The sequence below is a fragment of the Streptomyces sp. SCL15-4 genome (genome assembly GCF_033366695.1).
Classification (GTDB): Bacteria; Actinomycetota; Actinomycetes; order Streptomycetales; family Streptomycetaceae; genus Streptomyces.
In genome coordinates, this window is record NZ_JAOBTQ010000001.1 from 3,724,734 (window position 1) to 3,745,181 (window position 20,448).

Sequence of the window (20,448 nt, forward strand, 5' to 3'; positions counted from 1 at the left end):
GCCCTCGCCCTCCGGATCGAAGCGGCGCCATCCCTCGTCTGCGAGACTGAGAGCTGATACACACGGCCCTCACGCACGTAATGATCAGGGGCCGGGAATCTTCACCGCGGATCGCCGTTCCACCGTACGTTTCGGCGGGCGACCGCGGGGGAGGTCACTGACACGATGATCGGGTTGCGCGGCGGGGGCCACGCGTCCTAGAAAAGCAGTCGGGTGGAGATATGCATCGCGGTGGCGGACTGGGCGAGGGGACTGATGACCTGGGTCCTCGACGTGCCCGGCGGGGAAGGCACCGGCGCGACGCGGAGGAAACGACCGAGACACGTCGGACACAGGGTGGACCGGGTGAGCCCGAGCGGTACGACCGGCAGCCTCTGCGGGCAGGGAGCAGGAATGGTGGCCGGGTGGGGGTGACGTACAAGTACTTCGGCGCGCCCGACGGAGCGACCGCGGCCCGTGTCCCGATCTCGATGCGCCCCGAGGAGCTGGGCGGCGACGAGCTGGGCATGAACGGCATGTTCACGAAGATCAAGCCGGAGACGATGGCCGCGATGGTCCTGACCGGCATCCAGGGCGTCCCCCTGCACAAGGTGCCGCCCCTCGAACTGGTCGTCCTCCACCCCGACTACGCCGTCGTCAAACTCCCCACGACGGTCGTCGACCCGCTCCGCGGCATCGGCGAGGAGGCGGTCGGCGCGGCGGCCTTCATCTGGTCCACGGTCCCGGACCGCGGCGGCCCCCGGGACGCGTTCAACGTGTACCAACTGCTGCACGAGTGGCAGGACTTCTCACATCGGCTGCATGAGGCGGGGCATCAGCCCTATTGCCTGGTGTGGCCCTGACCGACCTGGGGTTCCGTGGGGCTTGGGCGGGACTTTCGGGTCCCGCTCTTGCCAGTGCCTGAAGGGCCCGTCAGGCGGCCGGGCACATGGGCGCGGTGAGGGAACTGATGTGCTCTGGGCGGGCGGCTCGCCGACGTCCTCCGTGAAGGTGTCGTCGACCGCCTTACGGGTGCGGGTCTCACTGGACGCAGCAACGCCGTCGATTAACGTCGACGCGCTTGCACACGACGCCCAGGCGATAGCGGCGCTGAACGAGTAGGCGACCCTACCTCTTCTCGACCATCGCATGAAATCGGGCCGCAAGGATTCCAACTCTATGGATCCGCAAGGCATCAGTCATGCAGCTTGATGCCCCATTCTATCGCCTCGTTCTCCGTCTGAATAATCACCTGGGTTAATTCGTCCTTCCGAGCCGCTTCGATGTTCGGGTCGGCCAGTGCAGCCTTTGCTACCTCCAAGCGCGCCTTCGCCCTCTTTCGCTTCGTCATGCGATCAAGAGTAATCAGCACCCATTCAAAGATCGCCGACAAGATCACAGCGAAAAGGGGACAGAGGTAGAGGAAAGCTTTTCCGGCGAGCGTCTCGCCGTCATTTGCGTCGATCAGGGCAGCCAGGCCGACGCCGCCTCCAGCGCCTGCCAGCGACGCCTTGAGCGAGTCCGAATTGAACGCTGTGGGGGCGGAGGAAGAGAAGGTGCCACTGGATCTCTGCTGCGGGATGGCCACGCTTCAGGACCCCCCGTCCTTCTTGGGGTCGTCCAGAAGACTCAGGACGCGATCGACGTCCTTCTCGTTCGCGGGGTCCAGCAGAATAGGCTCCTCGCGGCGCTTGTAAACGTGATCGCCAGTAATTGCCGCGCCGATCTGACCTCCCGCCGCAATGGACGTCCGTCCACCGGCGCGTAGAACAGTCACGTGATCGGCTTGCTTTCCCGCGCGCAGCTTGCGGAACGCTTCCACTGCGATAGGGATGAATGCCGACACCGATCCCAGTGAACCTAAGAGTGTGAAGATCGCTTCCGGTTCCACCTTCGACCCCTTCCCCATAAGCCAAGGGCTCCCCGGTCGGATACTAGCGGTCACGACGAGCACAGGGGAGAGACTGACGACCCTGGGTGGCTAGTGGGTGAGCGGTTCGATCACCGGCCGGGCAGCCGCTGACACCCATCTCTTTGCGGCCGTCCTGGGAAACACCACGTGGCCGAACCGGCGCTTCTACGATCAGACGCCATGGACTGGCTGGAGCGGATCGGCAAGTTGAGGCAGTGGACCAAGGGCGGAGCGCGCGCTCCGCACAAGCCGTTGCTGCTCCTGTACGCCCTCGGACGGTTCCAGGAGGACGCCGACGGTGGGCTGCGGTACAGCTCCGTGGAGCGGGACCTTCAGCGGCTGCTGACCGAGTACGGGCCGCCTCGCAGGACGACGCCCGCCTATCCCTTCCATCACCTGGTCGGTGACGGTGTGTGGGAGGTGCGTACCGATCGGGGGACCGGCAGTCCCGGGACCGGGCTGCGGGAGTTGCGGGAGACCGGCGCCACCGGGCGACTGGCGCCGGAGTTGAGGGCGGCGCTGCGGCGCGAACCGGACCTGCTCGGCCGGATCGCGCGGCTGCTGCTCGACCTGCACTTCCCGCCCTCCCTCCACGGTGAACTGTGCGAGGCCGTCGGACTGGAACTGGAGCCTGCCGAGGTCGAGCGGCTCGTGCCGGCGCGCAGGCAGCGGGACCCTCGCATGCGCGAACTGGTGCTGACCGCCTACGAGTACCGGTGCGCCTTCTGCGGCTACGACGGCAGGATCGGCTCGGTTCCGGTCGGGCTGGAGGCCGCCCATGTGCGCTGGTGGGCGTTCGGCGGTCCCGACGAGATCGAGAACGGGATCTGCCTCTGCTCGCTGCACCACAAGCTCTTCGACAAGGGCGTCCTCGGCCTGGGAGGTGACCAACGCATCCTGGTCTCACAACGCTTCGTCGGCCACAGCACCGCCGCCCACGAACACGTCATAGCGCTCGCGGGCCGCCCCCTCATCGGCCCCCGGCCCGGCTCGCGCCCTCTTGCCGCAGCTCACCGCGACTGGCACACCCGGCAGGTCTTCCACGGCGAACCGCGCCCCGCCGCTGCGGCCTGACCATCCCGCCCGGGGGCTGAGAGGATCCGGCGCCCGGTCACTCCTGCCCGGCGTGCACCACCGTGAAGTGCCGCTCCCCGCCCGGCCTCTCCAGTTCGTCCACCGCCGCCACCGCCAGGTCCTCCGCGCTGATCCAGGAGCGGCCGTCGGGGGCGGTGAGCAGGGTGTCGGTGCCTCGGTGGTAGCGCGCGGTGCGGGGGCCGGGTTCGAGGAGGGGCGGCGGGCTGAGGTAGGACCAGTCGGAGTGGGCGTGGGTGCGGCAGGCGTGCAGTTGGGCCACTCCGGCCGCGGCGACCGGGCGTAGCTCCGCGGGGACGTAGGCGGGGTTGTCGGCCAGGAGGAGGCCCGGCGTGCCGGGGGTACGCAGGGCGCCGGCGCCGCCGATGACCAGGACGCGGATGCCGAGGCCGGCGGCGGTGTCCAGGACGGTCCGGGTCGCGGCGAGCAGGAAGTCCTCGTCCGTCGGGTACGTCCTGAGGGTCACGACCACCGCGTCCGCGCCGTGGTCCGTCAGTGTCCGGCGTACGGCGTCCGGGTCGGCCGCGTCCAGCGGGACCGGGGTCACGGCCGGGTGCTCGCTCGCCGGCTTGCGGGCGAGGGCCAGCACCCGGTGGCCGCGTGCGGCGGCCTCGGCGGTGATCCGGCTGCCGGCCATTCCGGTGGCGCCGAGGACCGCGATCGTCATGGCGGAAGTCATCGGGGGCGTACTCCTTCTCGGGTGGGCGGGTTCAGCTGGGCGGCGAGCATCGCCGTCAGGGACAGGGCGAAGCCGCCCGTCTGGAGCGGGCTCAGGGATTCGCCCCTCGCCGTGCCGATGGCCGTGGCGACCAAGGGGGACAGCAGGACCAGGGGCGCGGTGACTCCTACCGGGAGGGTGGCTATGCCGCGGAACCACAGCGTGTACGCGATCAGGCCGCCCATGCTGCCGAGCCACAGGTAGCCCCCGGCCGCACCGGCGTCGATCCGCGGCGGCAGGCCCTCCACTGCCAGGGTCAGGGGCAGCAGGAGCAGCCCGCCGACCGTGAGCTGCCAGCCGGCCAGCGTCAGCGGACCGGCTCCCGGCGGACGGCCCCAGCGCTTGGTCAGGACGACCCCGCCCGCCATGGTCGCCGTGTGGCCGAGCCCGGCGAGCAGGCCCACGGCGTCCAGCCGGGCGTCCGGGCCGAGGACCACGAGGCCGACACCGGCCGTGCCGAGCACGCCCCAGACCAGCCGCCAGGGCGTCGGCCGGTCACGCAGGAGCAGGGCGGCCAGCGCGGCGACCAGCAGCGGCTGGGCCGCGCCGAGGGTGGCGGCGACCCCGCCGGGCAGCCGTTCGGCCGCCACGAACAGCAGCGGCATCCCGCCGATGTTGAGCACGCCGAGGACGGCGGCCTTCCCCCACCAGTCCCCGCGTGGCAGCACCCGGGTGAGCGCCAGGCCGGCCAGTCCGGCGGGCAGGGCGCGCATGAGGCCGGCGAACAACGGGTGGCCGGGCGGCAGGAGTTCGGTGGTGACGACGTAGGTGGTGCCCCAGGCGGCGGGGGCGAGGGCGGTCAGCAGGACGGTGGCCGGCCGGTGGGCGGACGAGGACATGTGAGGAGTCTCGGCCGGTGTGCGGTCATGCGTCCAAGACATGGTTGCCATCGCAGCCATGCACGGAAACCATGGTCGGGTGGACCTCCAGCAGATGCGGTACGCCGTCGCCGTCGCCGAGACCCGTAACTTCACCCGTGCCGCCGAGCGGTGCTTCGTGACGCAGTCCTCGCTCAGCCACCGGATCGCGGGCCTGGAGCGGGAGTTGGGGGTACGGCTGTTCGCCCGCTCCAGCCGCCGGGTCGAACCGACCGAGGCGGGCGAGGCGTTCGTGGCACGGGCACGGGAGGCGCTGGCCGCCGCCGACCGCGCGGTGGCCGACGCCGCCGCCGCGACCGGCGTGGTGCGCGGCCGGCTCGCCGTCGGCGTGATCGTGACCACCGCCGCCGTGGACGTACCGGAGTTGTTGCGGCGTTATCGCGACCGGCACCCGGAGGTGCGGGTGCTGCTGCGGTCCGGGCGCAGCGACGAGATGGCGGCGGCGGTCCGCCGCGGCGACCTGGACATCGCCTTCCTCGGGCTGCCGGAGGGCGAGCGGCCGGTGGGAGTGGAGAGCCTGGCGCTCGACCACGACGAGCATGTGCTGGTCGTGGCGGCCGGGCACCGGCTGGCCGGGGCGGAGCGGGTGACGCTGCGGGACATCGCCGGGGAGACGTTCGTGGACTTCGTGGCCGGGACGCCCGCCCGGGCCCAGTCGGACCAGGCGTTCGCCGCGGCGGGCCTGGCCCGTGAGGTCGCCTACGAGGCCGGTGTGGTCGAGCTGATCACCGGGCTGCTCGCGCGCGGGCTCGGTGTCGCGCTGCTGCCGTCGGCGTTCGTCCGGCCCCTGGCCGCCGCCGATCCCCGGCTGGCGCTGGTCCCGGTGACCGACGGGCCGCGCCGCGTGGAGTACCTGGCCTGGAGCCGCTTCCCGCCCAGCCCGGCGACCCGGGCCATGCTGGACGTCCTCGGGGCCGGACCGCGGACCTGACGCACCGCGCAGGGCGGCGGCGAACGGTTCAGCGCGCGTCCAGCGCGGGCAGCCCCTCCCGCGCGGCGGACGTCGTCGCGCCGCCGAGCAGGCGCAGGGCCGCGTCCGACGGGGTGCCGGGCTCGGCGGTGTAGGTGATCAGGCGCCGGCCCTCGGTGCCCGGCAGGCACAGGTTCTCGAAGGCCAGCTCCAGGGTGCCGACCGCCGGATGGCGCAGGGACTTGGTGCCGGAGGCGCAGGTACGCACCGGGTGCCGGGCCCACAGGGCGGTGAACTCCTCGCTCTGGATGGACAGGTGCCCGATCAGCTCGGCCAGCGCGCGGTCGTCGGGGTGCCGGCCGGCGACCAGGCGCAGCGAGGCGACCGCGAGGTGGGCCTCCTCCTTCCAGTCGGTGTACCTCGCCCGGTACTCCTCGTCCAGGAACAGCATCCGGATCAGGTTGGGCCGCTCGCCGGGGCTGTCCGGGCCCTCCCACGGCAGGTGCGCGGCGAGCAGGGCGTGGCCGAGCCGGTTCCAGGCCAGGACGTCACCGCGCCGGTCCAGCAGGAGCGCCGGTACGTCCGTCATCGCGGCGAGCAGCCGGCGGGACGAGGGGCTCGCGTGCTCGGCGCGGGGCGCGGCCGGGCGGCGCCGGGCGGCGGGGCGGGCCAGGTCCTTGAGGTGGGCGGTCTCGTCCTCGGTGAGCCGCAGGGTACGGGCGATCGCGTCCAGGACGGAGTCGGAGACACCGGCCGCGCGGCCCTGTTCGAGGCGGGTGTAGTGGGTGATGCTGACGCCCGCGAGCAGGGCCAGTTCCTCGCGGCGCAGTCCCGCGACCCGGCGGCGGGCCGGCGCGGTCGCGAGCCCGACGTCCTCCGGCCGCAGCGCGGCACGGCGGGACTTCAGGAACTCTCCCAGCTCCAACGACGCGTCCATGGCTGCCTCCGGGGGTGTGCGGCGTACGCCTTCGGGGTGTGCGGCGGTCGTCGTCCATCCTGCCCGCCGGACGGCGCGAACGGGATGTCCGAGGGGGGTCACGCGATGACCACCCTCGCGGCGGCCGGTCGCAGGGAGGTGCTGGCTGGACCGGCCGGGGCGGACGAGGCTTCCGCATGGCAACACCGCCGGGTTCAAGGCACTCCGCCGAGTTCCGGGCACTGCGCCGGGTCTGCGGCAACGGCGCTCGCTCCGCGGCGGCTTCGCCGGGTTCGTGGCGGCCTCGCCGTAGAACCGTCGGCCTCGCCACCCGCCCGGCAACCCCGCCGTACGCCCTACGGCCCGACCCCGCCGTACGCCCTACGGCCCGACTGCGCCGTAGGCCCGGCCACTCCGCCGTACAGAAGGGACCCCTAGTCATGTCCGTCGTAGCGACACGGCCGGCCGATGCCGCGCCCGCCGTGCTGACCCCGCGGCTGCGCCTGGTGCTGGTGCTGCTGCTCGCGGCCCAGTTCATGCTGGCCGTGGACTTCTCCATCCTGAACGTGGCCCTGCCGGTGATCGGCGCGGGCCTCGGCTTCTCCCTCGACGATCTCCAGTGGATCGGCACGGCGTTCGCCCTGTGCGCGGCCGGGTTCACCCTGCTGTTCGGCCGGGTCGCCGATCTCTTCGGCCGGCGCCGGCTGTTCCTCGGCGGGCTCGTCGTCCTCGGCGCGGCCTCGCTGGCCGGCGGGCTCGCGCGGAGCCCGGAGGTGCTGCTCGCGGCCCGGGTGTTCCAGGGGCTGGCCACCGCGGCGGTCACTCCGGCCGGGCTGTCGCTGCTGACGACGTCCTTCCCGGAGGGCCCGCTGCGGGAGAAGGCGCTCGGCCTCAACGGAGCGCTGATGTCGGCCGGTTTCACCACCGGCGCCATCCTCGGCGGGCTGCTGACGGACCTGCTGTCCTGGCGCTGGGCGTTCTTCGTCAACGTGCCCGTGGTCCTCGCCGTGCTCCTCGTCGCGCCCGCGGTCGTCGCCGAGTCCCGGCCCGCCGAGCGCCCGAAGCTGGACGTACCGGGTGCCGTCACGGTCACCCTCGGCCTGCTGGCGGTCATCCTCGGTCTGACGCAGGCCGGCGAGCGCGGGTGGGGCGCGCCGGCCACGCTGCTGCCGCTCGCGGCCGGCGTGGTGCTGCTCGGGGCGTTCGCGGCCGTGGAGCGCCGGGTGTCCGCGCCGCTGGTGCCGCCCCGGGTGCTGGGCCGGCGGTCGGTGGCGTGGGGCAATGTCGCCGGGCTGGTCGCGTTCCTCACCGAGACGTCCCTGGTGTTCCTGCTGACCCTCTACCTCCAGGAGGTGCTGGGCTTCTCCCCGCTGGCGGCCGGGCTGTCGTTCGGCGTGCTGGGCGCCGGGACCGTCGTCGGCGGCACGCTCGCGCCGCGGCTGATCGGCCGGTTCGGCGCGGCCCGGGCCCTGCTGGCCGGCGGCCTGGTCCAGGCGGTGTCCACGGCGGCCCTGCTCGGGCTCGGCACCGGGCAGTCCTCGCTGGGGCTGCTGCTGCCCGCGACCTTCGCGGGCGGGGTCGGCAACATGCTGGTCATCGTCGGGTTCATGGTGAGCGCCACCTCCGGTCTCGCCGACGACGAACAGGGGCTGGCCACCGGGCTCGCGACGATGACCCAGCAGATCGGCATCACCATGGGCACGCCGGTGATGAGCGCCGTCGCCACCGCCGCCATGACCGGTACGGGCACCCTGGCCGTCCTCGGCGGGCTGAAGACCGCGATCGCGCTGAACGCGGCCCTCGCCCTCGCCGGCACCCTCGGCGGCGCGGTGTTCCTGCGGACGGCCCGCCGCCGGTGACCGGCCGGTCAGTCCCGTTGCAGGAGGTCCGCCAGCCCCGCCTCCTCGAACGCCCGCACCACGTGCTCCCGGCCCTCGGTGAAGTGGGTCCAGCTGTCGCAGTGGGCCGCGACCACCCGGCGGGCCTCCAGGAGGCGGGCGGCGGTCGCCGTGCCCTCGCCGTCGAGGACCAGCAGGGCGTTGTCCAGGACGGGCAGGCGGGGCGCGCCGGCGAAGAGGACGGCGGTGTCCACGGGGGCGAACCGGGCGGCGATCTCCTTGACCAGGTCCAGGGAGGCGTTGTCGCCGCTGACGTAGACGGTGGGCAGGTCGTCGGCGGTCAGCACGAAGCCGGTGACCTCGCCGACGACGGGCTCGCTGCCCTCGGGGCCGTGCAGGGCGGGCGCGGCGGTCACGGTGACGGTGCCGCCGCCGGGGCGGGGCAGGTCCACGGTCTGCCAGGGGGTGAGGGCCTCGGCGGAGCCGCCGAGCCGGCCGGCCGCCGCGGGAGTGGTGAGGACGCGCGGTACGTCGGCGAGCAGGGCGCGGCCGGAGGTGTCGAGGTTGTCGGCGTGCTGGTCGTGCGAGAGCAGGACGGCGTCCACGGGGCCGAGTCCGGCGAGCGGCACGCGGGGCCCGGCGGTCTTGGTGAGGACGCGGCCGCTGGGCGAGGGGTAGTCGCCGGGGTCGTCGAAGGTCGGGTCGGTGAGGAAGCGGAGGCCGCCGTACTCGATGAGGACGGTGGGACCGCCGAGGACCTGGACGGGGATCTGCATACCGGCTCACCTCATGGACAGATGGAGTGTCATCCGTGAGAGACGCTAGCCCTTCCTCACGGATGGAGGCAAGCCCTACCATGAGACTCGTGAAGCTGCCCCCCGCCCCCGGCGCCGAGCGGTATCCCGCCCTCGCTCTGGCCAACACCGCCGTCGCCCTGCCCGGCGGCCGCTCCGCGGACCTCCTCGCCACCCCCGCCGACGCCCGTGACTGGCTGGTGGACCGCGGTCTGGCCCCGGCCGGCGCCGATCTGCGCGAGCACTGCGCGGGCCGGCTGCGCGCGCTGCGCGAGCGGATCCGCGCGCTGCTCGCCGCCCGGACCGACGGCCGCCCGGCCCCGGCGGAGGCGCTCGCCGCGCTCAACGCCGCGCTGACCCTCGCCCCGGCCGCCTCGCTGCTGCACTGGTCCCCGGACCGCGGCCTGTACCGGGCCGCCGCCCACCCCACCACCCAGATCGTCGAGCACGCCCTGGCGGCCCTCGCCGCCGACGCCGCCGACCTGCTCACCGGGCCGGACGCCGAGCGCCTGACCGCCTGCGGCTCCCCGCCCTGCGACCGCTACCTGCTCCGGCACGGTCGCCGCCACTGGTGCTCCACCCGCTGCGGCGACCGCGCCCGCGCGGCCCGCGCCTACGCCCGCCGCACCGCCCGCGCCACGACCGGCTGAACGACCGCCACCCGCGCGGACGGCCGGTGTCGGTCCCACCCGTGCGCACGGCCGGTGCCGGTCCCGCCCGTGCGCACGGCCGGTGTCGTCCTCCGTCAGCAGTACGGCGACTGGCCGGTGAGCGAGGCGGCCACCCGCATCCACACCCCGAACTGCCGGTACAGCGCGGGCAGCGGTCCGGTCGCCCGGACCGTACGGGCGTCGTCGGCCGTCACACCGGGGATGCCGAGCAGCGTGGCGGCGACGGAGGCGGACTGCCAGCGGACGGCGAGGGTGGCCTCGGCGGCGCCCGGGACCGGGCGGCGCGGGGCCGGGGTCAGCGCGGCGGCCACCGTCTCCTCGATCGCCGCGCGCGCCTCCGCGCCCGGCCGCAGCTCGGCCGCGAACCGGTCGCGGGCGTACTTCACCGGGACGGTGGCGACCGAGGCGTCCCACTCGGTCATCTCCGCGCACGCCGCGTCGTCACCCGTAAGGGCCACGACGGGCACGCCGAGGGCCGCGGCCGTGGCCTGGGCGAAGCCGATCTCGCCGACCGGGCGGCCGTCCAGCCACATGTCCTCGGTCTCGTGTCCCATGAAGCTGTGGCTGAGCACGCCGGGCGCACCGGCCCGGGAGTGGTAGCCGACGCACAGCACGGCGTCGTGCTCGCCGGTCAGTCCCTCCAGCATGCCGAACCGCTTGGGCCTGCCGCGCACCAGGCGGACCGCCGGATGCAGGGCCTCGGGGAGGAGGTTGCGCATCGGGCCGTGCGCGTCGTTGACCAGGATGCCGGTGGCGCCGGCCGTCAGCGCGCCGCGAACGGCGGCGTTCACGTCCTCGGCCATCTCGGCCCGGCCCCGTTCGTAGTCCCGGCCGCCCGGCTGGACGTCGTCCGCGTCGACCAGCCCGGTCACGCCTTCCATGTCCACGCTGATGTAGATCCGCACGGCGTCGACCCTAGCGACCCTACGTATTGTAGGTTCCCAACCGCAGGCAGCCACCGGGCTGTTCCCACGCCTGTTCCACGGGGGACCCATGCAGGACACGACCGAGACGGAGCCCGGCACGGAGGTCTGTGCGCACAGTCTCGCGCCGACGGTGGCCGTGCTGGTCGTCAGCCTGGTCATCGCCGCCGTCGGCGTGTACGAGCTGTGCGGTTTCGGGCTGCACAGCCTGGACCGGCGCCCGCACCTGTTCAGCGACGGCCTGGCGACCGGCGGGGTGATCGCCGCCGCGGTGGCCGCCGGTGCGGCGGTGGGCAACCTGGGCTGGCTGCTGACGGCGGCACGGCGGCGGAGCGGGAGCACGGGCGAGGACGCGTGACGCTCACCGGCGCCCCGGCCCCAGCTCGCGCGACGACACGGCCCGGGCGGCGGTGTACGGGTCGTAGGACTCGATGTCGCTGTGCGTCCAGGCGGGATCGTAGGCGCAGGGCACGCCCGCGCCGCCCGTGAAGTACCGCCGCTCCGGGTCCCAGGTGAAGGTCATCCACTCGGCCCGGTGGTCCCGCTGGACGTACAGCGACCAGTCCTTGCCGTTGCCGCCCTCGGTGTACGACGTGACCCTCCAGCCCTCGTCCGAAAGCCGCCGGTGCAGCCGGCGCAGCCCGGCAACGGCCTGACCGGCGGGGACGTGGTCCAGTGCCCACTCGTGGTAGAGCCGGTAGGCGCCGTCGACGGTCTTGTCCTCCATGCCGAGCAGCCCGCCGTCGCGGCAGTGCTCGGCGCCGAACGTGTTCCGCGGGCCGGCGCCGGTGCCGGTCACGCCCGGCGGCAGCGTGCGCGTGAAGCCCATGACGTCGTACGCCTCCCGGGAGTACGCGAAGGCGCGGTCCGCCCTGTCGTCGGGCGCGACCCGGGGCAGGTCCGTCGCGTCCCCGGCGTTCCAGGCGAGCACGGCGGCCAGGAGGAGGACGAGGACGGCCACCAGCCCGCCACAGCCGAGACAGCCGACGCCGAGGCCGCGGCCGAGACCGCGCACGGTGCCGGTGCCGGTCGCGGTGCCGGTCGCGGTGCCGGTGCCGGTCGCGGTGCCGGTGGCCGGTGTGATCTTGTCGGGCATACGGCGACGCTACGGCGGCCGGGCCGGCCGGAGGATGGGCGTGGCTACCCGCTCCGGCTAGGTACCCGTACTCAGCCGCCGCCCCCGCCGCCCGCCAGACCGCCGCTCACCGTGAACCCGATGACCGACCCGCCGCCCTCGCGCCGGTAGGCGAACGGCGCTCCGCCGTGGGCCCGGGCGACCTCGCGCACGATGGACAGGCCGAGGCCGGAGCCGGGCAGGGAGCGGGCGTCGGCGGCGCGGTAGAAGCGGTCGAAGATGCGCACGAGGTCGCCGTCGGCGATCCCGGGCCCCCGGTCCAGCACCTCCACCCGTACCGTGCCCGGCCGGGCCGGCCCGGTGACGCCGACCTCGATCGGCGCCGTGCCGTCCCGGTCGAACTTGGCCGCGTTCTCGACCAGGTTGGAGATGGCCCGCTGGAGCATCCCGGGCCGCCCGTGGACCGACGTGTCCCCGCTCGCGTACAGCACGACGTCCCGGCCGGTGCGGCGCCGGGCCAGCCCGACGACGTCCTCGGCGAGGTCGGCGAGGTCCACCCGCTGGGACGGCTCGGCGTCGGACTGCCCGGCGGCGAGGTCGACGAGTTCGTTCACCAGGTCGGTCAGTTCCCGGGCCTCCTGGGAGAGGTCCGCGACCAGCTCCTCCCTTGTGTCGGGCGGCAGCTCGTCGATGCGCCGCAGCAGCGAGATGTTGGTGCGCAGCGAGGTGAGCGGCGTTCGCAGCTCGTGCCCGGCGTCCTGCACCAGCCGGCGCTGGTCCTCCTCCGACTGCGCGAGCCGCCCCAGCATCCGGTCGAAGGCGCGGCCCAGCCGGCCGACCTCGTCCGACCCGGCCACCGGCACCTGGATGCCCAGCCGCCGGGTGCGGGCCACGTCCTCGGCGGCGGAGGTGAGGATCACCAGCCGGCGGGTGATGCGCCGGGCCAGCCACCAGCCGAACAGCCCGGCCGCCACCACGACCGCCGCCATCAGGATCAGCGTCCGCCGCTGCAACGCCCGCAGCAGGTCCTCGGTGTCGCTGAACTCCTGCGCGACCTGCACCGCGCCCCGTCCGTCGCCGAACGAGACGGTGGCGATGCGGAACAGGTCCTCGTCCACCCGTACGTCCCGGTGCTCGACGACCTCTCCGGCCGGGCGCGCGACGGCCATCGCCCGGTCCCGGGCGGTGACGGGCAGCACCGGGCTGCCGTCGTCCACGATCTGTCCCCACGCGCCGAGCACCTGGACGTCGGTGCGGGCGGGACGCACCACGTCGTGCCCGGGACGGGAGGAGGAGAAGTCGTCCGGGCCCATCGCCTGCTGCCGGACCACGTCCCGCACGTCCTGCACGACCTGGGTGAACACCGACTGCTGGTCGACGCGGACGAGCCGCGCGGCGGAGTTGTACGACAGGATGCCCACGAGGATCGTGACGGCGGCGGTGACGGCGGCGAAGGAGACCGCGAAGGTGGTGCGCAGGGAGACCAGCCGGGGCCGGGGCCGGTCCGGCAGCCGCCAGCGGCGGCCCATCTAGTCCTCCCGCAGCACGTAACCCACGCCCCGCACGGTGTGGATCAGCTGCGGGGCGCCGGGCTCGTCCAGCTTGCGGCGCAGATAGCCGACGTAGACGGCGAGGTTCTTGGAACCGGGGCCGAAGTCGTAGCCCCAGATCCGGTCGTAGATCGTGGAGTGGTCCAGGACGATGCCCGCGTTGCGGACCAGCAGTTCCAGCAGCTCGAACTCGGTGCGGGTCAGTTCCAGCTCGCGCCGGCCGCGCCAGGCCCGGCGGGCCTGGAGGTCCATGCGCAGGCCGGCGGCCTCCAGCTGCCGGCCGGAGACCTGCGGCGTTTCCCGTACGGGGATCTCCGGAGCGGGGTTGGTGACGGGCGGGGGGCTGGTGCGGCGCAGCAGGGCGCGCAGCCGCGCGAAGACCTCCTCGACGTCGAACGGCTTGACCACGTAGTCGTCGGCGCCCGCGTCCAGGCCCGCGATGCGGTCGGCGGTCTCCACGAGGGCGGTGAGCATGAGGATCGGGGTGCGGTCGCCTCCGGCGCGCAGTACCCGGCACACCTGGAGGCCGTCGATGCCGGGCATCATCACGTCGAGGACGAGTACGTCCGGCGGGTTCCGGTGGGCCTGCGCCAGCGCTTCCACGCCGTCGGCGACCGCCGTGACCTCGTAGCCCTCCAGCGTCAGGGCACGCTCCAGGGCATGACGGATGGCACGGTCGTCTTCGGCGAGCAGCACAGTCTGGGGCACACCCCCAGTCTGCCAAGGCCCCCGACGGCCCGGCCGTGCCCGAACGCCCCCGGCCACCCTTTTTACCGCCCTCTCACCGAGCCACCACCCACCGAGGCACCTTCCTCTCACCCACCCACCGGCCGCCCACCGAGCCACCACACCCGCCGGGCCGCCGGCCGTCCCCCAAGGCCCATGCCCCCGCACCGAACCACCGCCCTCTCACCACGAGCGGCAGCCCCTCACGCGACCGGGCTCCCCGGCGCCCCGCCCGCCTCCGGCCGATCGGGACAAGCGACGGTCACCCGCCAAGGCCACCGCCCACCCGCCGAGCCACCGGCCGCTCATCCGGCCCGACGTCCCGTCAACGCGACCCGGCACCCCGAGCACCCCGCCCGGCCGAGCTGCCGATTGGCCGGACGGCGGACGGCGGCGGTCGACAGCGCGTCAGCGCGTCAGTGCCCCAGCGCCGCCAGCCGCTCGGTGAACGGCACCACGCCGGCCTCCTCCGGCCGGGCCGCCGTCACCGGCATCAGCGCGGCCAGCTCTCCCGCCGCCCGCTCGATCCGCTCGGCCAGTCCCGGCGCGCCCCAGTCCTCGGAGGCGGCGTAGACCGCGGTGGGTACGACCACGGTCCGCAGGTAGGCGAACAGGGGCCGCAGCGCGTGCTCCAGCACCAGCGAGTGCCGGGCCGATCCCCCGGTCGCCGCGATCAGCACCGGCTTGCCCGCGAGCGCGTCCTTGTCCAGCACGTCGAAGAAAGACTTGAACAGCCCGCTGTAGGACGCGCTGAACACCGGCGTGACCACGATCAGCCCGTCCGCCCCCGCCACCGCGTCCTGCGCGGCGGCGAGCCCCTTGCCCGGGAACCCGTTGGTGAGCTGGTGCGCGATCTCCACGGCGAGGTCGCGCACCTCGACCACCCGGACCTCCGCCGGCGCCTGCCGGCGGACGGCGGCGGCCAGCCGGTCGGCGAGCAGCCGGGTGGAGGACGGGACGCTCAGTCCCGCGGAGACGACGACGAGTTTCATGCGGTGGCCTCCTTCCGCGCGGCGGCGGTCAGCGACTGGTGGGTGGGGGCGTCCGGCACGTTTGCCGGGCGGTTCCTGGCGAACTCCTCGCGCAGGACGGGGACGACTTCCCCGCCGAGCAGGTCGAGCTGTTCCAGCACGGTCTTCAGCGGCAGTCCCGCGTGGTCCATCAGGAACAGCTGGCGCTGGTAGTCGCCCGCGTACTCGCGGAAGGAGAGCGTCTTGTCGATGACCTGCTGCGGGGAGCCCACGGTCAGCGGGGTCTGCTCGGTGAAGTCCTCCAGCGACGGTCCGTGTCCGTAGACCGGCGCGTTGTCGAAGTACGGCCGGAACTCCCGTACCGCGTCCTGGGAGTTCTTCCGCATGAACACCTGGCCGCCGAGGCCGACGACGGCCTGTTCCGCGGTGCCGTGCCCGTAGTGGGCGTAGCGCTCCCGGTACAGCTCCACCATCCGCCGGGTGTGGTCGGCGGGCCAGAAGATGTTGTTGTGGAAGAAGCCGTCGCCGTAGAACGCGGCCTGTTCGGCGATCTCCGGGGAGCGGATGGAGCCGTGCCAGACGAACGGCGGCACGCCGTCCAGCGGTCGCGGCGTGGACGTGAATCCCTGCAACGGCGTGCGGTGCTTTCCCTCCCAGTCGACGACGTCCTCGCGCCACAGCCGGCGCAGCAGCGCGTAGTTCTCGATGGTCAGGTCGATGCCGTCGCGGATGTCCTTGCCGAACCACGGGTACACCGGCCCGGTGTTGCCGCGGCCCGTCATCAGGTCCACCCGGCCGCCGGCCAGGTGCTGGAGCATCGCGAAGTCCTCCGCGATCTTCACCGGGTCGTTGGTGGTGATCAGCGTGGTGGAGGTGGACAGGATCAGCTTCTCGGTGCGGGCGGCTATGTAGCCGAGCATCGTGGTCGGCGAGGACGGCACGAACGGCGGGTTGTGGTGCTCACCGGTCGCGAACACGTCCAGCCCGACCTCCTCGGCCTTCAACGCGATGGCGACCATGGCCTTGATCCGCTCGGCCTCGGTCGGCGTCCGCCCGGTGGTCGGGTCGGTGGTCACGTCCCCGACACTGAAGATCCCGAACTGCATGACCGCCTCCATTTGGTTGACCGTTCAACTACACCCCCTCCAACGGCCACCCGAGCCCGCCTATTCCTCCCCTGCCGCCACCCCGGGGCGCCAAGGGCCGCACGGCCGCCGCGTGCGAAGCTGCCCCCATGCCGATCCTCCGCTCCGCCGCCCTGTTCGCCGTCGCCGCGCTGTTCGAGATCGGCGGCGCCTGGCTGGTCTGGCAGGGCGTACGGGAGCACCGGGGCCCGCTGTGGATCGCCGGCGGCGTCCTCGCCCTCGGCGCGTACGGCTTCGTCGCCACCTTCCAGCCCGACGCCCACTTCGGCCGCATCCTCGCCGCCTACGGCGGGATCTTCGTGGCCGGCTCGATCCTGTGGGGCGTCGTCGCGGACGGCTACCGGCCCGACCGCTGGGACATCGCCGGCGCGCTGGTCTGCCTGGCCGGGATGACGATCATCATGTGGGCACCCCGGAACGGCGGCTGAGACCTCACTTACGCTGGACCGAACCGCCCCGACGCAGCAACAGGAGCCGCCATGGCCACCGCCGCCCCGCCCGCCGCCTCCCGCATCGCCGTCGTCACCGGCGCGAGCAGTGGCATCGGCGCCGCCACGGCACGAAGGCTCGCCGCGGCCGGTTACCGCGTCGTCCTCACCGCCCGCCGCAAGGACCGCATCGAGGCCCTCGCCGAGGAGCTGACCGCGGCCGGGCACTCGGCGGTGGCCTACCAGCTCGACGTGACCGACCGCTCGGCCGTGGACGAGTTCGCCTCCGCCTTCAAGACGATCGGCGTCCTGGTCAACAACGCGGGCGGCGCCCTCGGCGCGGACCCGGTGGCCACCGGCGACCCGGCCCACTGGCGCTCGATGTACGAGACGAACGTGATCGGCACGCTGAACGTGACCCAGGCGCTGCTGCCGAAGCTGGAGGCGAGCGGTGACGGCGTGGTCGTGGTCGTCTCCTCCACCGCCGGCCACGGCACCTACGAGGGCGGCGCCGGTTACGTCGCCGCCAAGCACGGCGCCCATGTGCTCGCCGAGACCCTCCGCCTGGAGATCGTCGGCCGGCCGGTCCGGGTCGTGGAGATCGCGCCCGGCATGGTCCGCACGGAGGAGTTCGCGCTGACCCGCTTCGGCGGCGACGCGGACAAGGCAGCCAAGGTGTACGAGGGCGTCGCCGAGCCCCTCACCGCCGACGACGTGGCCGAGACGATCGCCTGGGCGGTGACCCGCCCCAGCCACGTCAACATCGACCTGCTGGTCGTGCGCCCGCGCGCCCAGGCCTCCAACACCAAGGTGCACCGCGAACCGTGACCGCCGACAGCGCGCCCGCGCCGCCCGCTCCCCCGGACTCCGCGGAGCAGCGCCGCCTGGCCCAGGAGACGAAGGACGAACGCCAGGTGTGGTACTTCCTGGCCTATTTCCTCTTCGGCATCCACTTCATCGCGTTCGTCATGATCTACGCGGTACGGCACGCGAAGTAGCGTCCGGGACGCCGCTGCCTATAGTCGGTCGGATGACGAACTCTGGTGACCGGCGGGCGCAGGCCGCGCAGAAGCGCCGGCGGCTCTCGGCGGCGGCGGCCCGTGTCCTGCACGAGCAGGGGGTCGAGCGGACGACCCTCGCCGACATCGCGCGCGAGGCCGGCGTCCCGGTGGGGAACGTCTACTACTACTTCAAGACCAAGGACGAGCTGGTCCGGGCCGCGCTGGCGGAGCACCGCGCCCGGCTGGACGAACTCACCGCCGGCCTGGACCGGCTGCCGGACCCGCGCGCCCGGCTGGCGGCCCTGGTCGAGTCGTGGACCGCCGAACGCGAGAGCACCGCCCGGCACGGCTGTCCCACCGGCACCCTGGCCGCCGAACTCGGCAAACGCGCCGACGGCACGCTGGACGCCGAGGCCGGCGCGGTGCTCCGCCGCCTCCTGGACTGGGCCGCCGCCCAGTTCCGCGCCTGGGGCGTGCCCGACCCCGACGGCCACGCCCTCACCCTGGTCTCCGCCTACCAGGGCATGTCCCTCCTGGCCCACGCCCTGCGCGACCCGGCCGTCATGACCGCGGAGGGAGCCCGCCTGCTCCGCTGGCTGGACTCCCTCGGGGCCGGTCCCGGCGTCAGCCCTTGACGCAGACGACCTGCTTCAGCTTGGCCACGACCTCCACCAGGTCCCGCTGCTGGGCGATGACCTGGTCGATCGGCTTGTAGGCGCCCGGGATCTCGTCCACGACACCGGAGTCCTTGCGGCACTCCACGCCCCGGGTCTGCTCCTGGAGGTCCTCGGTCGTGAAGCGCCGCTTGGCCGCGTTGCGGCTCATCCGCCGGCCCGCGCCGTGCGAGGCGGAGTTGAAGGACAGTTCGTTGCCGAGGCCCCGCACGATGTACGACCCCGTGCCCATGGAGCCCGGGATGATGCCGTGGTCGCCGGAGCCGGCCCGGATCGCGCCCTTGCGGGTGACCAGCAGGTCCATGCCGTCGTACCGCTCCTCCGCCACGTAGTTGTGGTGGCAGGAGATCTCCTGCTCGAAGACCGGCTTGGCCTTCTTGAACTCCTTGCGGACCACGTCCTTCAGGAGCGCCATCATGAGCATGCGGTTGTACTTGGCGTACTCCTGCGCCCAGAACAGGTCGTTGCGGTAGGCCGCCATCTGCGGGGTGTCCGCGACGAAGACGGCGAGGTCGCGGTCGACCAGGCCCTGGTTGTGCGGGAGCTTCTGGGCCACGCCGATGTGGTGCTCGGCGAGTTCCTTGCCGATGTTGCGGGAGCCGGAGTGGAGCATCAGCCACACCGAACCGGACTCGTCCACGCACACCTCGACGAAGTGATTGCCTCCGCCCAGCGTCCCCATCTGCGCGACGGCCCGTTCGCGCCGGAACCGCACGGCGTCGGTGACCCCGTCGAACCGCTCCCAGAAGTCCTCCCAGCCCGCCGTGGCCAGCCCGTGGAAGCCCCGCGGCTCGACCGGGTCCGTGTGCATGCCCCGGCCCACCGGAATCGCCTGCTCGATCCTCGACCGCAGCCGCGACAGGTCGCCGGGCAGGTCGTTCGCGGTCAGGGAGGTCTTCACCGCCGACATGCCGCAGCCGATGTCCACGCCCACCGCCGCCGGGCACACCGCGTCCCGCATCGCGATGACCGAGCCGACCGTCGCGCCCTTGCCGTAGTGGACGTCCGGCATCACGGCCAAGCCCTTGATCCACGGCAGGGTCGCCACGTTCTGGAGCTGGCGCAGCGCCACGTCCTCGACCGCCGCCGGGTCCGTCCACATCCGGATCGGTACCTTCGCGCCCGGTATCTCCACGTACGACATGTCTTCCTCTTTCCCCCGGGAAATGACAACGAAAGGCTTGAAAGCAGCAAAACGCAAAAGAGGCGCCAAGGTCGTCGAAAGGGACAAGGGACCGGCGTCCACGGCAGTGCGTGCGATACACATTGTCTGCAGCAGACGCCCCGCCGCGGCAAGCGAATAACCAGCGGGGACACTGGAGCACCGAGCGCGCACACACCGTCGAGAGGAGCCCGACGTGCAGCGGAAGGCGTACGTAACCGGCACCGCCGCCCTCCTCGCGGCGCTGCTGGCCGGCTGCACGAGCGGCTCCGGGGACGACGGCCCGGCGGACAACGCCAACCCGGGCGACGCCGGCACGGCCACCGTCGCCGCCCAGCCCGGCAAGTACCGCACACTCCCCGAGCCCTGCGGCGCGGTCGGCCACGACACCCTGGACACGCTGCTGCCCGGCATCCTGCGGATCACCGACCCCGTCCAGCGGGACCACGCCTACCAGGGCGAGGCCGCGCTCACCTACGACACCGACCGCAAGGTCGGCTGCCGCTGGAAGGTCGAGTCCGCGGACGTCACCGACCGCCTCTCCGTGGACTTCGAGCGCGTGGTGTCGTACGACAACACGGTCAGCGACGACGACCAGGCGCAGCGGCTGTTCCAGGAGCAGCAGGCCGCCGCCGACCTGCCCGCGCCGAGCAGCGCCACCGCGCCGCCGGCCGGCACCCCGACGCCCACCGCGTCCGCCACCGGCTCCCCGAGCGGCAAGGCCTCCCCGCCCGCGACGGACCCCTCCGCCAAGACCTCCGAGTCCTCCGGGTCCTTTGCCGCCTCCGGCTCGTCCTCGCCGTCCGCCTCCCCGGAGGACACCGCCGAACTCCAGCCCCGCACACTGTCCGACCTCGGTGACGAGGCGTATCTGGACGACCGGCTCAGCACCTCCGGCTCGACGGCCGAACAGCGCGCGGTGACTGTGGTGTTCCGCACGTCCAACGTCGTCGTCACCATTCAGTACGAGGAGCAGCCGACGGCCATCGGAACGGTCCCGGACAGCAAGGAAATGCAGGACAGGGCCCGTGACCTGGCCGCGCGCCTGGACGACGCGCTCGGCGGCTGACCGCCCGGCCGGCCCC

At 73.2% G+C, this 20,448-nt stretch carries 24 protein-coding genes; 11 read left to right on the plus strand and 13 right to left on the minus strand.

Going from position 1 to position 20,448, the window contains the following annotated elements:
• Positions 1-221: 221 nt before the first annotated feature.
• On the plus strand, positions 222-842 hold the full coding sequence (locus SCK26_RS16150; protein WP_318202007.1) for a hypothetical protein: 621 nt from the start codon (positions 222-224) through the stop codon (positions 840-842).
• 332 nt (positions 843-1,174) lie between these two features.
• Here the strand turns inward: SCK26_RS16150 and SCK26_RS16155 are convergent, their stop codons facing one another.
• The gene (locus tag SCK26_RS16155; RefSeq protein WP_318202008.1) at positions 1,175-1,567 is read right to left on the minus strand and encodes a hypothetical protein; all 393 of its coding nucleotides are present in this window, start codon (positions 1,565-1,567) and stop codon (positions 1,175-1,177) included.
• A 3-nt stretch (positions 1,568-1,570) separates the two neighbouring features.
• Complete coding sequence (locus SCK26_RS16160; RefSeq protein ID WP_318202009.1) at positions 1,571-1,870, minus strand: hypothetical protein; 300 nt, start codon at positions 1,868-1,870, stop codon at positions 1,571-1,573.
• A gap of 201 nt (positions 1,871-2,071) precedes the next feature.
• Here SCK26_RS16160 and SCK26_RS16165 point away from each other — a divergent pair, with 201 nt between their 5' ends.
• Positions 2,072-2,965, plus strand: coding sequence for a phosphorothioated DNA-binding restriction endonuclease (locus tag SCK26_RS16165; RefSeq protein ID WP_318202010.1), 894 nt, complete (start codon positions 2,072-2,074; stop codon positions 2,963-2,965).
• A gap of 37 nt (positions 2,966-3,002) precedes the next feature.
• On the opposite strand, the gene SCK26_RS16170 is transcribed toward SCK26_RS16165, so the two are convergent.
• Entirely contained in the window at positions 3,003-3,662 is a 660-nt protein-coding gene (locus tag SCK26_RS16170) for an NAD(P)-dependent oxidoreductase (RefSeq protein ID WP_318202011.1), read from the minus strand.
• Positions 3,659-4,540 (minus strand): EamA family transporter, encoded by an 882-nt coding sequence (locus SCK26_RS16175; protein WP_318202012.1) that lies wholly within the window; start codon positions 4,538-4,540, stop codon positions 3,659-3,661. The genes SCK26_RS16170 and SCK26_RS16175 overlap by 4 nt, the downstream gene beginning before the upstream one ends.
• A 79-nt stretch (positions 4,541-4,619) precedes the next feature.
• Here SCK26_RS16175 and SCK26_RS16180 point away from each other — a divergent pair, with 79 nt between their 5' ends.
• Positions 4,620-5,510 carry a LysR family transcriptional regulator gene (locus SCK26_RS16180; RefSeq protein ID WP_318202013.1) on the plus strand — a complete coding sequence of 297 codons (891 nt, stop codon included), beginning with the start codon at positions 4,620-4,622 and terminating at the stop codon, positions 5,508-5,510.
• 28 nt (positions 5,511-5,538) lie between these two features.
• On the opposite strand, the gene SCK26_RS16185 is transcribed toward SCK26_RS16180, so the two are convergent.
• A complete protein-coding gene (locus tag SCK26_RS16185) occupies positions 5,539-6,426 on the minus strand; it encodes a helix-turn-helix transcriptional regulator (protein WP_318202014.1) in 888 nt (295 codons plus the stop codon).
• A gap of 419 nt (positions 6,427-6,845) precedes the next feature.
• Here SCK26_RS16185 and SCK26_RS16190 point away from each other — a divergent pair, with 419 nt between their 5' ends.
• Entirely contained in the window at positions 6,846-8,264 is a 1,419-nt protein-coding gene (locus SCK26_RS16190) for an MFS transporter (protein ID WP_318202015.1), read from the plus strand.
• Between the two features lie 8 nt (positions 8,265-8,272).
• Here SCK26_RS16190 and SCK26_RS16195 read toward each other — a convergent pair whose 3' ends face one another.
• Positions 8,273-9,019 carry an MBL fold metallo-hydrolase gene (locus tag SCK26_RS16195; protein ID WP_318202016.1) on the minus strand — a complete coding sequence of 249 codons (747 nt, stop codon included), beginning with the start codon at positions 9,017-9,019 and terminating at the stop codon, positions 8,273-8,275.
• Between the two features lie 62 nt (positions 9,020-9,081).
• Here SCK26_RS16195 and SCK26_RS16200 point away from each other — a divergent pair, with 62 nt between their 5' ends.
• On the plus strand, positions 9,082-9,687 hold the full coding sequence (locus SCK26_RS16200; RefSeq protein ID WP_412080749.1) for an ABATE domain-containing protein: 606 nt from the start codon (positions 9,082-9,084) through the stop codon (positions 9,685-9,687).
• Between the two features lie 95 nt (positions 9,688-9,782).
• Here the strand turns inward: SCK26_RS16200 and SCK26_RS16205 are convergent, their stop codons facing one another.
• Entirely contained in the window at positions 9,783-10,613 is an 831-nt protein-coding gene (locus SCK26_RS16205; protein WP_318202018.1) for a M55 family metallopeptidase, read from the minus strand.
• 88 nt (positions 10,614-10,701) lie between these two features.
• On the opposite strand from SCK26_RS16205, the gene SCK26_RS16210 reads away from it, so the two are divergent.
• The gene (locus tag SCK26_RS16210; RefSeq protein ID WP_318202019.1) at positions 10,702-10,989 is read left to right on the plus strand and encodes a hypothetical protein; all 288 of its coding nucleotides are present in this window, start codon (positions 10,702-10,704) and stop codon (positions 10,987-10,989) included.
• A gap of 3 nt (positions 10,990-10,992) precedes the next feature.
• On the opposite strand, the gene SCK26_RS16215 is transcribed toward SCK26_RS16210, so the two are convergent.
• The 5 genes from SCK26_RS16215 to SCK26_RS16235 form a co-directional block, all read right to left on the minus strand.
• The gene (locus SCK26_RS16215; protein WP_318202020.1) at positions 10,993-11,727 is read right to left on the minus strand and encodes a hypothetical protein; all 735 of its coding nucleotides are present in this window, start codon (positions 11,725-11,727) and stop codon (positions 10,993-10,995) included.
• Between the two features lie 71 nt (positions 11,728-11,798).
• Complete coding sequence (locus SCK26_RS16220) at positions 11,799-13,235, minus strand: HAMP domain-containing sensor histidine kinase (RefSeq protein WP_318202021.1); 1,437 nt, start codon at positions 13,233-13,235, stop codon at positions 11,799-11,801.
• On the minus strand, positions 13,236-13,952 hold the full coding sequence (locus SCK26_RS16225; protein WP_318206021.1) for a response regulator transcription factor: 717 nt from the start codon (positions 13,950-13,952) through the stop codon (positions 13,236-13,238).
• A 446-nt stretch (positions 13,953-14,398) separates the two neighbouring features.
• Entirely contained in the window at positions 14,399-14,974 is a 576-nt protein-coding gene (locus tag SCK26_RS16230) for an FMN reductase (protein ID WP_318202022.1), read from the minus strand.
• Positions 14,971-16,059, minus strand: coding sequence for an LLM class flavin-dependent oxidoreductase (locus SCK26_RS16235; protein WP_318202023.1), 1,089 nt, complete (start codon positions 16,057-16,059; stop codon positions 14,971-14,973). Before SCK26_RS16235 ends, SCK26_RS16230 begins: the two co-directional genes overlap by 4 nt.
• Positions 16,060-16,187: 128 nt before the next feature.
• Here SCK26_RS16235 and SCK26_RS16240 point away from each other — a divergent pair, with 128 nt between their 5' ends.
• Genes SCK26_RS16240 through SCK26_RS16255 form a run of 4 tightly spaced genes read left to right on the plus strand, consistent with a single transcriptional unit; the run spans position 16,188 to position 18,162 of the window.
• Positions 16,188-16,526 carry a YnfA family protein gene (locus SCK26_RS16240; protein WP_318202024.1) on the plus strand — a complete coding sequence of 113 codons (339 nt, stop codon included), beginning with the start codon at positions 16,188-16,190 and terminating at the stop codon, positions 16,524-16,526.
• A gap of 51 nt (positions 16,527-16,577) precedes the next feature.
• A complete protein-coding gene (locus SCK26_RS16245; protein ID WP_318202025.1) occupies positions 16,578-17,354 on the plus strand; it encodes an SDR family NAD(P)-dependent oxidoreductase in 777 nt (258 codons plus the stop codon).
• Positions 17,351-17,524: a hypothetical protein gene (locus tag SCK26_RS16250; protein ID WP_318202026.1), complete on the plus strand. Its 174-nt coding sequence runs from the start codon at positions 17,351-17,353 to the stop codon at positions 17,522-17,524. The genes SCK26_RS16245 and SCK26_RS16250 overlap by 4 nt, the downstream gene beginning before the upstream one ends.
• Before the next feature lie 32 nt (positions 17,525-17,556).
• Positions 17,557-18,162 (plus strand): TetR/AcrR family transcriptional regulator, encoded by a 606-nt coding sequence (locus SCK26_RS16255; RefSeq protein WP_318202027.1) that lies wholly within the window; start codon positions 17,557-17,559, stop codon positions 18,160-18,162.
• Here the strand turns inward: SCK26_RS16255 and SCK26_RS16260 are convergent.
• Positions 18,152-19,345 (minus strand): RtcB family protein, encoded by a 1,194-nt coding sequence (locus SCK26_RS16260; RefSeq protein ID WP_318202028.1) that lies wholly within the window; start codon positions 19,343-19,345, stop codon positions 18,152-18,154. The two genes, SCK26_RS16255 and SCK26_RS16260, sit on opposite strands and share 11 nt — an antisense overlap.
• A 214-nt stretch (positions 19,346-19,559) precedes the next feature.
• Here SCK26_RS16260 and SCK26_RS16265 point away from each other — a divergent pair, with 214 nt between their 5' ends.
• Complete coding sequence (locus tag SCK26_RS16265) at positions 19,560-20,432, plus strand: DUF3558 domain-containing protein (RefSeq protein ID WP_318202029.1); 873 nt, start codon at positions 19,560-19,562, stop codon at positions 20,430-20,432.
• Positions 20,433-20,448 lie beyond the last annotated feature (16 nt).